Below are 13,689 nucleotides of genomic sequence, written 5' to 3' on the forward strand. Positions count from 1 at the left end.
ACAATACGTTTAAGCATAGCAGGAGCAGAAAAGGGGAGGGATCAGGCCAGCCAGGTGCGGATTTTAGCTTCGATACCGACGGCGTCCAGGCCAATGTCGGCGCGCGCCTCGTCCTGAGTGCCTTGCGGGATGAAGTGGTCCGGCAGGCCGAGATTAAGCACCGGAACGACTTTACGGTTCGCCATCAGCACTTCGTTCACGCCGCTACCCGCGCCACCCATGATGGCGTTCTCTTCCAGCGTGACCAGCACCTCATGGCTTTCCGCCATGCTCAGAATCAGAGATTCATCGAGCGGCTTCACAAATCGCATATCGACGAGCGTCGCATTCAGGGTTTCAGCGACTTTTGCCGCTTCCGGCATCAGCGTACCAAAGTTCAGGATCGCCACTTTTTCACCGCGACGTTTCACCAGACCTTTACCGATGTCCAGTTTTTCCAGCGGCCGTAATTCAACGCCAAGGGCATTGCCGCGTGGATAACGTACCGCACAGGGACCGTCCTGATAGTGGTAACCGGTATACAGCATCTGACGACACTCGTTTTCGTCGCTTGGCGTCATGATCACCATGTCCGGGATGCAGCGCAGGAAGGAGAGGTCAAATGCGCCCTGGTGCGTCTGGCCGTCAGCCCCCACGATGCCCGCACGGTCGATAGCAAACAGCACCGGCAGCTTCTGGATGGCAACGTCATGGATCACCTGATCGTAGGCGCGTTGCAGGAAGGTAGAGTAAATCGCTACCACCGGCTTGTAGCCGCCAATCGCCAGGCCCGCTGCGAAGGTTACCGCGTGCTGCTCGGCAATGGCGACGTCGAAATACTGGTCCGGGTATTTTTTGGAAAACTCGACCATGCCGGAGCCTTCACGCATGGCAGGCGTCACCGCCATCAGCGTGTTGTCTTTCGCCGCCGTTTCGCACAGCCAGTCGCCAAAGATTTTTGAGTAGCTCGGCATTCCGCCGCTGCTTTTCGGCAGACAACCGCTGGTATGGTCGAACTTGGGCACCGCGTGGAAGGTGATCGGATCTTTTTCCGCCGGTTCGTAACCACGCCCTTTTTTAGTCATGATATGCAGGAACTGCGGGCCTTTCAGGTCGCGCATGTTTTTAAGCGTCGTCACCAGACCTAACACATCGTGGCCGTCCACCGGGCCAATATAGTTAAAGCCCAGCTCTTCAAACAGCGTACCCGGCACGACCATGCCTTTGATATGTTCTTCGGTACGCTTAAGCAGCTCTTTGATCGGCGGTACGCCGGAGAAGACTTTTTTCCCGCCTTCGCGCAGTGAGGAGTAAAGCTTACCGGACAGCAGCTGCGCCAGATGGTTATTCAGCGCGCCGACGTTCTCGGAGATCGACATTTCGTTATCGTTGAGGATCACCAGCATGTCCGGTTTGATATCGCCCGCGTGGTTCATGGCCTCAAAAGCCATCCCGGCGGTGATCGCCCCGTCACCAATCACGCAGACGGTACGGCGTTGTTTATTCTCTTTTTCAGCGGCAACGGCAATCCCGATGCCTGCGGAAATGGAGGTGGAAGAGTGGCCGACGCTTAACACGTCAAACTCGCTCTCGCCGCGCCACGGGAACGGATGCAGGCCGCCTTTCTGGCGAATGGTGCCAATCTTATCGCGACGTCCGGTCAGAATTTTGTGCGGATAGGCCTGGTGGCCAACATCCCAGATCAGCTGATCGAACGGCGTGTTATAGACGTAATGCAACGCCACGGTCAGCTCAACCGTGCCAAGTCCGGAGGCGAAGTGGCCGCTGGAGCGGCTAACGCTGTCGAGCAGGTAGCGACGCAGCTCGTCACACAGCTTCGGCAGACTCTCTTTCGGCAACAGACGTAACTCCTGAGTGGAGTCAACTAACGCCAGTGTCGGGTATTTGGCAATATCAAAACTCATCAAAGGCTCATCGAGATATATAGTTTATTTATTACGCTGGATTATGTAGTCCGCTAGCGCTTCCAGTGCCGAGGTATCCAGCGATTGCGCGGCCAGCTCATTCAGTGACCGGCGGGCATCGTCTATCAGATCCCGGGCTTTACGTTGGGCATGCTCAAGGCCCAACAGGGCGGGGTAGGTACTTTTGCCAAGCTGCTGATCCGCACCCTGACGTTTTCCCAATGTTGCAGTATCGCCCACCACATCCAGAATGTCATCCTGAACCTGGAATGCCAGACCGATACTTTCTGCGTATCTGTCCAGAATCGGCAGGGCTTTACGCCCGCGTTCACCCGCGCTCAGCGCGCCCAGACGAACGGCTGCCCGAATCAGGGCGCCCGTTTTGTGACGGTGGATGCGCTCCAGCTGTTCCAGAGTTACCTGACGACCTTCAGCCTCTAAATCCAGCGCCTGGCCGCCGCACATCCCGGCGACGCCGCTGGCCATTGCCAGTTCGGACACCATTGCCAGACGATCGCGATCGCTCACTTCAACCATCGGCGCATCGCTCAGAATAGAGAACGCCAGGGTTTGCAGCGCATCACCCGCCAGAATGGCATTCGCTTCGCCGAACTTAATGTGGCAGGTCGGCTGACCGCGACGCAGATCGTCATCGTCCATGGCCGGCAAATCATCGTGGATCAGCGAATAGGCGTGGATACACTCCACGGCGGCTGCCGGGGCGTCCAGCGTGTTATCGCTGATACCGAACATGTTGCCCGTGGCATACACCAGGAACGGACGCAGGCGTTTACCCCCCAAGAGTGCGCCATAGTGCATGGCTTCAACCAGAGGAGTGTTCTGAAAAGGCTGCGGCTCAATGAAACGGCGCAGCGCGTCGTTGGCGCGGATGACGCGCGCCTGAAGCGCGTTGGAAAAATCCATTTACTCGGCGTCCGGTGTGAATGGCGTGGTTTTAGCGTCTTCGCTGTCGGAAAGCAGGATCTGCACACGCTGCTCGGCCTGCTGGAGTTTTACCTGCCCCTGGCGCGCGAGCTGCACGCCGCGTTCAAATTCGTTGAGCGCGTCTTCCAGCGGGAGATCGCCGCTCTCAAGACGGGTAACGATCTGCTCCAGTTCACTCAGCGCAGTTTCGAAACTGGCCGGTGCGTCGTTTTTCTTCGGCATAGTGAATTGACTCTTAAATTTTTCGCCCTGACATGGTAACGGACTCAGGGCAATTATCAAATAACGCGAGTGGCGCGATGGTGGTATACTTGCGCGCCTGGATGCAGCCACGGGTGTGGGCTGCTGTATCATTTTCCACTACAAGCCTTTATAAGCTTGCCTAAGAAACATTGCCGCCATGAAGTTTATCATTAAATTGTTCCCTGAAATCACCATCAAAAGCCAATCCGTGCGTTTGCGCTTTATTAAAATTCTCACCGGGAACATTCGTAACGTATTAAAACACTACGACGAAACGCTCGCCGTGGTGCGTCACTGGGACCACGTTGAAGTCCGCGCGAAAGACGAAAACAAACGTCTTGATATTCGCGACGCGCTGACCCGTATCCCGGGTATTCACCATATTCTGGAAGTGGAAGACGTTCCCTTCACCGATATGCACGATATCTTCGAAAAGGCGCTGGTACAGTACCGCGATCAGATCGAAGGGAAAACGTTCTGCGTACGCGTGAAGCGCCGTGGTAAGCATGAGTTTAGCTCCATTGACGTTGAGCGCTATGTCGGCGGCGGTCTGAACCAGCACGTTGAGACGGCGCGCGTGCGCCTGACTAATCCGGACGTTACCGTTAATCTTGAGATCGAAAACGATCGCCTGCTGCTGGTTAAGGGCCGTTATGAAGGTATTGGCGGCTTCCCGATCGGCACGCAAGAAGATGTGCTGTCGCTGATCTCCGGCGGGTTCGACTCCGGCGTTTCCAGCTATATGCTGATGCGTCGCGGCTGCCGCGTGCACTACTGCTTCTTTAATCTGGGCGGCGCGGCGCACGAAATCGGCGTACGTCAGGTGGCGCATTACCTGTGGAACCGTTTCGGCAGCTCTCACCGCGTGCGTTTCGTGGCGATCAACTTTGAGCCAGTGGTTGGCGAAATTCTTGAGAAAGTGGATGACGGCCAGATGGGCGTGGTCCTGAAACGTATGATGGTGCGTGCGGCGTCCAAAGTGGCTGAGCGCTACGGCGTGCAAGCGCTGGTCACCGGTGAAGCACTGGGGCAGGTCTCCAGCCAGACGCTGACCAACCTGCGCCTTATCGACAACGTGTCTGATACGCTGATCCTGCGTCCGCTGATCTCTCACGATAAAGAGCACATCATCGATCTGGCGCGTAAAATCGGTACTGAAGATTTTGCCCGCACCATGCCGGAATATTGCGGCGTGATCTCAAAAAGTCCAACCATTAAAGCGGTGAAGGCGAAGATCGAAGCGGAAGAAGATAACTTCGATTTCAGCATCCTGGAAAAAGTGGTGGCGGAAGCGTCCAACATCGATATCCGTGAGATCGCCCAGCAGACCGAGCAGGACGTGGTTGAGGTGGAGACGGTCAGCGGCTTCGGTGCTAACGATACGATTCTGGATATCCGCTCGATTGACGAGCAGGATGACAAGCCGTTGCAGGTGGAAGGCGTGGAGGTGGTTTCGCTGCCGTTCTACAAGCTGAGCACCCAGTTTGGCGATCTCGACCAGAGCAAAACGTATCTGCTGTGGTGTGAGCGCGGGGTGATGAGCCGTTTGCAGGCGCTGTACCTGCGTGAGCAGGGCTTCGCGAACGTGAAGGTGTATCGCCCGTAGCCTATTGCCCGGTGGCGCTTCGCTTACCGGGCCTACAGTACCGTACACTTGTAGGCCGGGTAAGGCGTAGCCGCCACCCGGCTTTTTTTACTCGTAGTAGTTATAAATCCCTGCCGCCATCACCAGCGATGACGCCACTTCGTACGCTTTCTCACGCCCGACCAGCAGGTCAATAATCTTCAGGCCAAAATCAATGGCGGTACCCGGCCCCTGGCTGGTGAGCAGGTTAACGCGCGGATCCCAGACCACGCGTTTATCCACCCACTGGTCTGCCGGAATCGTATCCTTCAGGCCTGGGAAGCCGGTCATATTGCCGATGGGGAAAATGTCGTGCGGAACCAGTACCGTACCTGCGGCCGCACAGATTGCCGCGACGATACGCCCGGAAAGATGAAACTGACGAACGGTTTCAACCAGCAGCGGGCTGTCGCGGAAACACTCCGCGCCCTTCAGACCGCCCGGCAGCACGATAATGTCGTAATCACCGTCCGCCACCTGTACAAGCGGTGCATCTGCCAGGATCTTGACTCCACGCGAGCAGGTAATCGCCAGACTTCCGTCGCTGGCGACGCTGGCGGTGGTAACCTTAATACCACCACGTACCATCAAATCAATGGTGGTGACCGCTTCTGTCTCTTCGCTACCAGGGGCGAGGCATACCAGTGCCGATGCGCTCATACTCACTCTCCTTTCGTTTTACTAACTCAAACAGACGGCTGTTTTCCGCAACGGTAATGCCGTGTGCCCGGGCGCGTTTTAACAGATAACCGGTAATGTAATCAATTTCGGTATGCCGCATAGCCCGGATATCCTGCAGCATTGAGGAGATATTTTCTGCCGTACTCTCAATGACCTGGTCGACATAATAACGTAAATCAGACTCTGAGGTGTGGTAGCCTTCGCGTTCAATGACGGCGGCAACTTCCCGGCAAATCAGCGCTAACCGATCGGGATGCTGGCGCAGATCACCGTTAGGGCAATCCAGCAGGGCAGTCAGCGGATTGATCGCGCAGTTGACCGCCAGTTTGCGCCACAGTTCTGCGCGAATGTTATTGTGCCAGGCGACGTCAGGCAGCGTGCTTTGCAGGGTATCCGCAAGATAGCTGTAATCGCCGGGCTGTTCACGCGCCGGGCCGATATGGGTGATGCCACTTGCAACATGAATAATGACGTTACCGTCGCGGCGTGCCGCGTGGGTGGTTGTTCCCATCAGCAGCGGTTGCCGGACAGACTTTAGCTCTTCAATGGTACCCATACCGTTGTGAATAAGCAGGACTGGCGTGCTTTCAGGTAATTGGGCGGCCAGGCTTTTCACCGCATCGGAGACCTGCCAGGCCTTCAGCGTGACCAGCAGCAGATCGCTGCTCGCGAGAAATTCCGGATCGTTTGCCGTCAAAGACTCGTTAAAAATTGAACCGTCTGTACCCATCACATTCACACTGCAATAGGGTTGGGGAATTCGCAGCCAGCCCTGAACGTCGTGTCCCTGTTTGCATAGCGCGCTAAGCCAGAGTTGACCAAGGGCGCCGCATCCAAGCACTGTTACTTTCATTGTTCCTCCTCACCTGCAACTGCGCCAGGTGCTAAGACGCTAAGTATAGCGCCATCAGCTAAGCTTCTCGTTATGCCTCGTTGCAGGTATTATGCAACGCAACAAAAATGAAGGGAGAAGAAAAGATGCCATCTTTCGATATTGTTTCTGAAGTTGATCTGCAGGAAGCGCGTAACGGCGTAGATAATGCTATTCGTGAAGTGGAGTCACGTTTCGATTTTCGTGGCGTTGAGGCGACCATTGAACTGAACGACGCGAACAAGACAATCAAAGTCCTGAGTGAGTCTGATTTCCAGGTCAACCAACTGCTGGATATCCTGCGCGCCAAGCTGCTCAAGCGCGGCATTGAAGGGACCTCACTTGATGTACCGGAAGATTTTGTTCACAGCGGCAAAACCTGGTTTGTGGAAGCGAAGCTGAAGCAGGGGATTGAAAGCGCGGTACAGAAAAAAATCGTTAAGCTTATCAAAGACAGTAAGCTGAAAGTGCAGGCGCAGATCCAGGGGGAAGAGATCCGCGTGACCGGAAAATCCCGTGATGACCTGCAATCCGTGATGGCGCTGGTGCGTGGCGGCGATCTCGGTCAGCCATTCCAGTTTAAAAACTTCCGCGATTAAGACAATTATGCCCGGCTAAACCGGGCATTTTTTCACGCCTTCAGCGCCTGCTCTACCTCAAAGCGGTTAGTCACTTTGCTGTCAATTTTGACATACGCACTGCGCTCTTCCGGGACAATCAGCACTTCGCTCACGCCCTCTGTCGCTTCCAGACGCTGTTGTAACGCGTCACCGATTGCCACGTCATCGGGAATTTCTACCCGCAGGCTACTCACATAGCGCGGCTCTTTCATGGTGCTGGCAACAAACAGCCAGAGCATCGCCAGTAGCGCACCGGCGAGGAACACGGTCTGAGAATCAAAAAGACCGTCCACCCAGCCGCCGAGTGACCCGCCGATCGCCACGCCGAGAAACTGGCTGGTGGAGTAAATGCCCATCGCGGTGCCTTTGTATCCTGCCGGAGACTCTTTGCTGATAAGCGACGGCAGCAGGGCTTCCATCAGATTAAACGCCAGGAAGAACAGCTGTACGCCTGCGATCAGCTCCCAGAAATGTGGGCCGGCGCCCCACAGCACAATCTCGGCAATCAACAGTAACGCCACGCAGCCCACGAAGACGCGTTTCATTTTGCGCTTCACTTCGGCGTAAATAATGAAGGGCACAACGGAGACAAACGAGATCAGCATTGTGACCAGATAAATTTTCCAGTGCTCTGCCGCCGGGAAACCTGCTGCGGCAAGTTGACCGGGCAGGGCGACAAAGGTGGACATCAGCAGAATGTGCAGGCACATAATGCCGAAGTTCAGCTTAAGCAGGCGCGGCTCGGCGATGACTTTGCTGAAGCAGCCTTTGACCATCCCGGATTCACGGTTCAGGACATGGTTTTTACTGTCCGGCACAACCCACAGCGTGAGTGCGATCCCGATGGTTGCCAGCACGGCTATCATCCAGAACAGGGCGTGCAGGCCGAGTGAATGGGTAATAATCGGCCCCAGCACCATGGCAATGGCAAACGTAACGCCGAAGCTGACGCCAATAAACGCCATGGCTTTGGTGCGGTTTTGCTCGCTGGTTAAATCTGACAGCAGCGCCATCACGGCGGCGGCAATCGCCCCGGAACCTTGCAGGGCGCGGCCAAGAATAATTCCCCAGATGGAGTGGGAGAGGGCGGCGATGATGCTGCCAAGTACAAACACCAGCAGCCCGCCGACTATCAGCGGTTTGCGACCCACGCGGTCGGAGAGCAGGCCAAAGGGGATCTGGAATATCGCCTGTGCCAGGCCGTAGATACCGATCGCCAGACCAATCAGCGCTTCGCTGGCACCCTGTAACGCCATGCCATATGTGGTCAGAACGGGCAGGACCATAAACATGCCAAGCATCCGCAGCGAGAAAACAGTCCCTAAACCCCAGGTCGCACGCAGTTCACCTGGCGTCATTTTATAATCGTTCATTACCACCTCTACCAAAAAGCAGGCCATAGTTTAGGCGGGGTGATAAGTGCGGTAAATAGGTGTTTGTTTAAGAGATATTACGAGGGTGTGATAAAAGCACCCCCGGATAAAAAATTACGCCTCGACGCGCAACCCGTAGCTTTTAAATTTCTCAAGGACAATGGCAATTTCATCGTCACTGAGTACCGGAACGGGATCCACGATCGCCAGCGTGGCCAGGTAGAGTTTTGCCAGCACCTCTACCTCCTGCGCCAGCCACAGTGCCTTCTCAAGATTTTCTTCGCAGGTGATCAGGCCGTGGTGCTGTAATAGCGTCGCTTTGCGATCGCGTAACGCGACCGCGACATGCTCTGACAGCGCGCGCGTCCCGAAGGTCGCGTAAGGCGCGCAGGGAATGGAGTTTCCCCCGGCGGCGGCAATCATATAGTGAATAGCAGGAATGGGGCGGTTGAGTATCGAGACGGCGGTACAGTTAACCGCATGGTTATGGACGACGGCGTTAGCATCCGGGCGGGTCTGATACACAACCTGATGAAAACGCCATTCGCTGGAGGGCAGTTTATCCTCTTCGTGTCGCCCCTGTGCATCGACATAGACGATACTCTCTTCGGTCAGATGCTCGTAGGGAATTCCGGTCGGCGTAATCAGCATACCGTCGCGATAGCGAACGCTGATATTCCCGGCGGTGCCCTGATTTAATCCCATGCGGGTCATCTCAAGGCAGGTGTCGATAATGTCTCTGGCTAATCGGGCTCGTTCCATTTTTTATTCTCCGGGTACAGTTTTATTTTTACTGGCGGGAACGTTTGACCAGCTTCATATCGACTTTCGCCGTCTCGTTGACCGCTTCGCCGTCGATGGCTCGCTGCATCAGTTCAAACGCTTTTTCCGCCCAGGTATCTTCATCCTGCTGCATGGACCAGACGCTGTTAGGCAGGAACCCCAGCATGGGGTGCTCATCGAAGGTGCCAATATTGATGTGTTGAGGCACGGTACCGGTACGCGTCCGCAGGGCTTCGATTGCCCCTTCCAGGACGGGTAACGATGAGGCGATAAACGCCTGCGGAACACCCTGGCTGTCGATAAGCGAATCCATCAGGGCATATCCCCCCTCCGGCGTATTGTCCGGCCCTTCGATGACCCACTCGCGATGGTGAATACCGGCTGTTTTCAGGGCCTGCAAATAGCCGTTCAGACGGTCCGTAATGCTGGGCAGTGCGGTATCGCCCACAAGGAACCAGAGCGGCGTTTTGCACTCTTCCAGCATATTGCGGGCCAGTTCATCCCCCCCAGCCTCGTTATGACTCTCTACCAGCGCGTTGTCAGTAAAGCCAAAATCCCGGTCAAGGAGCACCAGTGGCTTTTGGATCTGCCGCAAATGATGCTGCTGATTTTCCAGCGTCGAGGGAACGATAAATAAGCCGTCCACGTTGCGCGCCATCAGAGCTTTTACCAGCTTGTTTTCGTAATCCACATCGTTGTAAGTACAGCTGATCATCAGCTGGTAACCCGAACGGCGGCAGCGCAGTTCGAGTTTCTCGGCGAGCGTTGCAAAGAACACGTTTGAGATGTTGGGCACGATGAGCCCCAGCGTCTCGGTTTTGTTTAACTTCAGACTGCGCGCCGAATGGTTGAGGGTATAGCCGAAGCGCTCGACGTGTTCATTAATTCGGGACTGTGTTTTCACACTGATCCGATACTGTTCGGCTTTCCCGCTCAGTACCAGCCGCACGGTGGTGACGGATAAATTCAGATCCTTCGCTATCTGTTCAACTGTTTTGGCCATCGCTACGCCTCAATCCTTAACGTACGTAAAAACTGCTGATAAAGCATACGCATCCTGCCATTACATTTCCTGCTGCATCAGGAGATTAAGCGCCTGTTGCTGGGTCCACAGCATCAGGTACGCCTCATATTTTTGCCGGTGGAAGGCCGCGGTTTCCGGCCGACGGGGGATGATATCGCCGGCTTTGACCATTTCCCGGGTGGCGTCGGTAAGCGTTGCCCATGCACCGCTCGCCACAGCGCCGCAAATGGCCGCGCCGAGAGTGACCGCATCTTCTTCGGCTAAAAGGTGAATATCGCAGCCTGTGGCATCGGCATACTCCCGCAGCCAGAGCCGGTTATGAGTAGCTCCACCACAAATGACAATGCGCGACAAGGTGTGCCCATGATGTTTCAGAGTATCCATAATGTGTCGTGTGCCGTAGGCAATGGCCTGTAGCGTGGCCAGATAGAGCCTCGCCAGCGCGCGCTCACCGGTCTCTAATGTCAGACCGACTACGCTGCCCCGGGCATCAGGACGCGAACGCGGCGAGCGGTTGCCGTGGTGATCGGCCAGAATGTGCAGGTTGCGGGTGGGATATTTTTCTTCCTGTTCAAGCGCGGCTACCCAGTCGTTGAGTAATGCCACTGGATGGCATTGCGCCGCTTCTGCTTTTGCAAACAGCTCTGCGCTGACTCCGTGCTCGCGCAACGTCCAGTCGACCAGCGCCCCGGCAGCACTTTGCCCGCCTTCCGTCAGCCAGTAGCCCGGCAGCATAGCGCTCCAGTAAGGTCCCCAGACGCCGGGCGTATGGATCTCCGTCTGACTGGCAAGCATATGGCAGTTCGAGGTTCCGCTGATGAGCGCCAGCGTGCCTTCCGGGTGTGAGCCCGTCAGCGCCACGCCACCCGCGTGGGCATCGATCATGCCGCTTGCCACAACCACTTCTTCGGACAAACCCAGAGCTTGCGCTGCCTGCGGGCTAAGTTTCCCGACGCATTCAGCGACGTCCAGAATAGTGCCGGGAATTTTTGTCAGTAAGTTTTCCAGCCCCACCGCTCTGAGCAGCGATTCGCTGAACTGCGCCTCATGCGCAAGGTAGTTCCATTTGCAGGTGAGGGTGCACAGGCTGGCGACGTCCTGGCCCGTCGCTTTCCAGACCAGAAAATCGGCAAGGTCGTAAAAGCGCCAGGCCTGATTCCAGGTTTCAGGATGATGCCGCTGCAACCACAGCAGTTTTGGCAACTCCATCTCGATGCTGACCTCGCCGCCCACGTAGCACAGGGCCGGATCGCGTGTGGCATTGATGTGAACGGTTTCTTCGTGAGCACGATGATCCATCCACATAATGATGTCCTGCGATGCCGGACTGTCCGGGGAGACGCTCAGGCCGTTACCGTCAGCATCCAGCGCGACCAGCGAGCACGTGGCGTCGAAGCCAATCGAACGAATGGCGTCAGGTGAAATCCCAGAGGAGTCGACGGCTTCCCGCACCACCGCACAAACCTGCTGCCAGATTTCCACAGAGGATTGTTCCACGCGCGCATTGCTGGCGTGAAACTGCGAAATCGGACGGGTCGCGAAGCTCAAACGCTCGCCTTGCGCAGAGTAAAGCCCTGCACGAACGCTGGCTGAACCTACATCTACCCCGAGGAAATAGCCGTCACTCATCATGAACTTCCTTATTTTTTACCAAACGGATGCAGCAGTTTATCAATTTCAGGCGTGTTGATATTCTGCGCATTGACATATTTCACTGGAATATCAATTTCTTTGGCCACCGTCTGTCCGGAAATCACCGCGTTCAGCGCTTTTATGCCCTGATAACCAATCTGATAGGCGTCCTGCACCACGAAGCCCTGAATCACACCGTTTTTAAGGAAGTTAATGATGGCTTCGGTGCTGTCAAAACCGATGACTTTTACTTTGCCCTTCAGATTCTGGCTGTCGATAGCGTTCGCAACGCCCAGGGTTGAGCCTTCGTTGGTGGCATAAATACCGGCGATATCCGGGTTGGCCTGAACCATATCAATGGTTTTATCCATCGCTTTTTGCGGGTCGCCATCGCTGTATTGCACCGGCAGTACCTGAATATTCGGGTACTTCTCTTTCATCCGCTCGCTGAACCCTTCAGAGCGCTCAATGGCGGACGTCGTCCCGGCTACGTGGGCGATAATACCCACTTTCCCCTTCTGGCCTACCTGCTCCGCCAGCGCATCCGCAGCCTGTGCGCCCGCCTTACGGTTATTGGTGGCGACAAAGCTGGCCGGGATATCCGAGTTCACGCCCGAGTCGAAGGTCACCACTTTGATCCCCCGGCTGTTGGCGGTTTCGACCAGCGGGGCAAGGGCGTTTGCATCAAGTGCGGCCAGCAACAGGCCGTTTGGCTTTTGTGCCATGGTGTTTTCGACTAACTGGATCTGTTCGGCGATTTGCGTTTCATCGGCAGGGCCAACGTAGCTGGTTTTGTCACCCAACTCTTTTGCGGCAGCTTCCGTCCCCATTTTGACTGTCTGCCAGAATTCGTGCTGGTAACCTTTACTGACCACCGGCAGGTTTAAATCTTTTGCCAGCGCGCTGCTGGACAGGATGGCAACGAGCGACAGGGCGCTCAGGATATGGCTGGTTTTCATTATTTTGCTCCGTTGTAGGGTTGGCAGGGCTTGTTGTATCGAGAACCTAACGCATTCTTTTACGTAACGTGTCCAGGTAGACGGCGGCAACGACGACCACGCCCATCGCCACCATCTGCCAGAACTGGGACACGCCCATGAGATTGAGGCCGTTTTTCAGCACGCTCATAATGAACGCGCCTATGATGGTGCCGCCAATCGTGCCCACGCCGCCCATCAGACTGGTACCGCCGATCACTACCGCCGCAATGGCTTCCAGCTCATAACCCACGCCCACGGTTGGCTGGCCTGAGTTGAGACGAGAGGCGAGGATCACCCCGGCCACGCCGGTTAACAGGCCGCAGAAGGCGTAAACGAAAATTTTCACTCGCTGGACTTTGATCCCGGAAAGGTGTGCCGCCGTTTCATTGCTGCCGACAGCGTAGATATAGCGGCCCATCACCGTTTTCTTCAGGATCCACATGGCGATCAGTGCCACGATGACCAGGTAGAACACCGGATAAGGCAGAACGTCGAACAGGCGACCCTGTGCTAGCAGCTTGAACTGCGGGTAGTCAGAAAAATAAATCGCGCGGCCATCGGTCATCACCATATTGATGCCGCGTACCGACATCATTAAGCCGAGGGTGGCAATAAACGGTGGTATGGTCATTTTGGTGACCAGAAACGCGTTCACATAGCCGCAAAGTCCGCCTGCGAGCACGCCTGCCAGAATACAGACCGGCAACGGCATACCAAACCCGGCGGCGATGCCCACCGCAACCCCTGAGAACGCCACCACCGATCCAAGCGACAGGTCGATCCCGGCGGTAATAATCACAAAGGTCACGCCAATGGCCATGATGCCAATCACCGCCGTTTGCAGGGCGATAGTCATGATATTTTCAGTATTAAAGAAGAACGGAGAGCTGAAGCTGAAAAACAGAACCAGCAATACCAGGCTAAAAAGAGGCGCCAGACGCATCAGGAGCGCTTTATTTATTTTCATCGTATGACTTCCGCTTTGCGGCGATGGAACGGTAACGGACAT

The 13,689-nt window shown here is 55.7% G+C and carries 13 protein-coding genes; 2 read left to right on the forward strand and 11 right to left on the reverse strand.

Features of this window, described 5'->3' with window-relative positions:
- Nucleotides 1–41: 41 nt before the first annotated feature.
- From dxs to xseB, 3 genes are read right to left on the reverse strand one after another with little or no spacing between them, the layout of a single operon-like run.
- The gene (dxs, locus tag BFV65_RS04655; RefSeq protein ID WP_022647228.1) at nt 42–1,904 is read right to left on the reverse strand and encodes a 1-deoxy-D-xylulose-5-phosphate synthase; all 1,863 of its coding nucleotides are present in this window, start codon (nt 1,902–1,904) and stop codon (nt 42–44) included.
- Between the two features lie 24 nt (nt 1,905–1,928).
- On the reverse strand, nt 1,929–2,828 hold the full coding sequence (gene ispA, locus BFV65_RS04660; protein ID WP_022647229.1) for a (2E,6E)-farnesyl diphosphate synthase: 900 nt from the start codon (nt 2,826–2,828) through the stop codon (nt 1,929–1,931).
- Entirely contained in the window at nt 2,829–3,071 is a 243-nt protein-coding gene (xseB, locus tag BFV65_RS04665) for an exodeoxyribonuclease VII small subunit (protein WP_003859094.1), read from the reverse strand.
- Nucleotides 3,072–3,249: 178 nt separating this feature from the next.
- Here xseB and thiI point away from each other — a divergent pair, with 178 nt between their 5' ends.
- Nucleotides 3,250–4,698: a tRNA uracil 4-sulfurtransferase ThiI gene (thiI, locus tag BFV65_RS04670; protein ID WP_069596291.1), complete on the forward strand. Its 1,449-nt coding sequence runs from the start codon at nt 3,250–3,252 to the stop codon at nt 4,696–4,698.
- Nucleotides 4,699–4,785: 87 nt separating this feature from the next.
- Here thiI and yajL read toward each other — a convergent pair whose 3' ends face one another.
- Nucleotides 4,786–5,376 carry a protein deglycase YajL gene (gene yajL / locus BFV65_RS04675; protein ID WP_063163471.1) on the reverse strand — a complete coding sequence of 197 codons (591 nt, stop codon included), beginning with the start codon at nt 5,374–5,376 and terminating at the stop codon, nt 4,786–4,788.
- Entirely contained in the window at nt 5,339–6,250 is a 912-nt protein-coding gene (gene panE / locus BFV65_RS04680) for a 2-dehydropantoate 2-reductase (RefSeq protein WP_032624757.1), read from the reverse strand. The genes yajL and panE overlap by 38 nt, the downstream gene beginning before the upstream one ends.
- Before the next feature lie 125 nt (nt 6,251–6,375).
- On the opposite strand from panE, the gene BFV65_RS04685 reads away from it, so the two are divergent.
- A complete protein-coding gene (locus BFV65_RS04685) occupies nt 6,376–6,867 on the forward strand; it encodes a YajQ family cyclic di-GMP-binding protein (protein WP_022647233.1) in 492 nt (163 codons plus the stop codon).
- Between the two features lie 32 nt (nt 6,868–6,899).
- On the opposite strand, the gene BFV65_RS04690 is transcribed toward BFV65_RS04685, so the two are convergent.
- From BFV65_RS04690 to BFV65_RS04715, 6 genes are all read right to left on the reverse strand, one after another.
- Nucleotides 6,900–8,261, reverse strand: coding sequence for an MFS transporter (locus BFV65_RS04690; protein ID WP_069596292.1), 1,362 nt, complete (start codon nt 8,259–8,261; stop codon nt 6,900–6,902).
- A 114-nt stretch (nt 8,262–8,375) separates the two neighbouring features.
- Nucleotides 8,376–9,023 (reverse strand): L-fuculose-phosphate aldolase, encoded by a 648-nt coding sequence (gene fucA / locus BFV65_RS04695; RefSeq protein ID WP_017383181.1) that lies wholly within the window; start codon nt 9,021–9,023, stop codon nt 8,376–8,378.
- A 28-nt stretch (nt 9,024–9,051) separates the two neighbouring features.
- Complete coding sequence (locus tag BFV65_RS04700) at nt 9,052–10,047, reverse strand: LacI family DNA-binding transcriptional regulator (RefSeq protein ID WP_023299444.1); 996 nt, start codon at nt 10,045–10,047, stop codon at nt 9,052–9,054.
- Between the two features lie 60 nt (nt 10,048–10,107).
- The gene (locus BFV65_RS04705) at nt 10,108–11,697 is read right to left on the reverse strand and encodes an FGGY-family carbohydrate kinase (protein ID WP_032670931.1); all 1,590 of its coding nucleotides are present in this window, start codon (nt 11,695–11,697) and stop codon (nt 10,108–10,110) included.
- A gap of 11 nt (nt 11,698–11,708) precedes the next feature.
- Nucleotides 11,709–12,659, reverse strand: a complete 951-nt coding sequence (locus BFV65_RS04710; RefSeq protein ID WP_000858088.1) for an ABC transporter substrate-binding protein — start codon at nt 12,657–12,659, stop codon at nt 11,709–11,711.
- Between the two features lie 46 nt (nt 12,660–12,705).
- Nucleotides 12,706–13,689, reverse strand: coding sequence for an ABC transporter permease (locus BFV65_RS04715; protein WP_022647237.1), 984 nt, complete (start codon nt 13,687–13,689; stop codon nt 12,706–12,708).

The sequence above is a fragment of the Enterobacter hormaechei subsp. hoffmannii genome, from assembly GCF_001729745.1.
GTDB lineage: Bacteria > Pseudomonadota > Gammaproteobacteria > Enterobacterales > Enterobacteriaceae > Enterobacter > Enterobacter intestinihominis.

Bases quoted from the DNA above. Each gene is read 5' to 3' on its own strand.
- dxs (WP_022647228.1), bottom strand. From the start codon at position 1,904: ATGAGTTTTGATATTGCCAAATACCCGACACTGGCGTTAGTTGACTCC.
- ispA (WP_022647229.1), bottom strand. From the start codon at position 2,828: ATGGATTTTTCCAACGCGCTTCAGGCGCGCGTCATCCGCGCCAACGAC.
- xseB (WP_003859094.1), bottom strand. From the start codon at position 3,071: ATGCCGAAGAAAAACGACGCACCGGCCAGTTTCGAAACTGCGCTGAGT.
- thiI (WP_069596291.1), top strand. From the start codon at position 3,250: ATGAAGTTTATCATTAAATTGTTCCCTGAAATCACCATCAAAAGCCAA.
- yajL (WP_063163471.1), bottom strand. From the start codon at position 5,376: ATGAGCGCATCGGCACTGGTATGCCTCGCCCCTGGTAGCGAAGAGACA.
- panE (WP_032624757.1), bottom strand. From the start codon at position 6,250: ATGAAAGTAACAGTGCTTGGATGCGGCGCCCTTGGTCAACTCTGGCTT.
- BFV65_RS04685 (WP_022647233.1), top strand. From the start codon at position 6,376: ATGCCATCTTTCGATATTGTTTCTGAAGTTGATCTGCAGGAAGCGCGT.
- BFV65_RS04690 (WP_069596292.1), bottom strand. From the start codon at position 8,261: ATGAACGATTATAAAATGACGCCAGGTGAACTGCGTGCGACCTGGGGT.
- fucA (WP_017383181.1), bottom strand. From the start codon at position 9,023: ATGGAACGAGCCCGATTAGCCAGAGACATTATCGACACCTGCCTTGAG.
- BFV65_RS04700 (WP_023299444.1), bottom strand. From the start codon at position 10,047: ATGGCCAAAACAGTTGAACAGATAGCGAAGGATCTGAATTTATCCGTC.
- BFV65_RS04705 (WP_032670931.1), bottom strand. From the start codon at position 11,697: ATGAGTGACGGCTATTTCCTCGGGGTAGATGTAGGTTCAGCCAGCGTT.
- BFV65_RS04710 (WP_000858088.1), bottom strand. From the start codon at position 12,659: ATGAAAACCAGCCATATCCTGAGCGCCCTGTCGCTCGTTGCCATCCTG.
- BFV65_RS04715 (WP_022647237.1), bottom strand. From the start codon at position 13,689: ATGTCCGTTACCGTTCCATCGCCGCAAAGCGGAAGTCATACGATGAAA.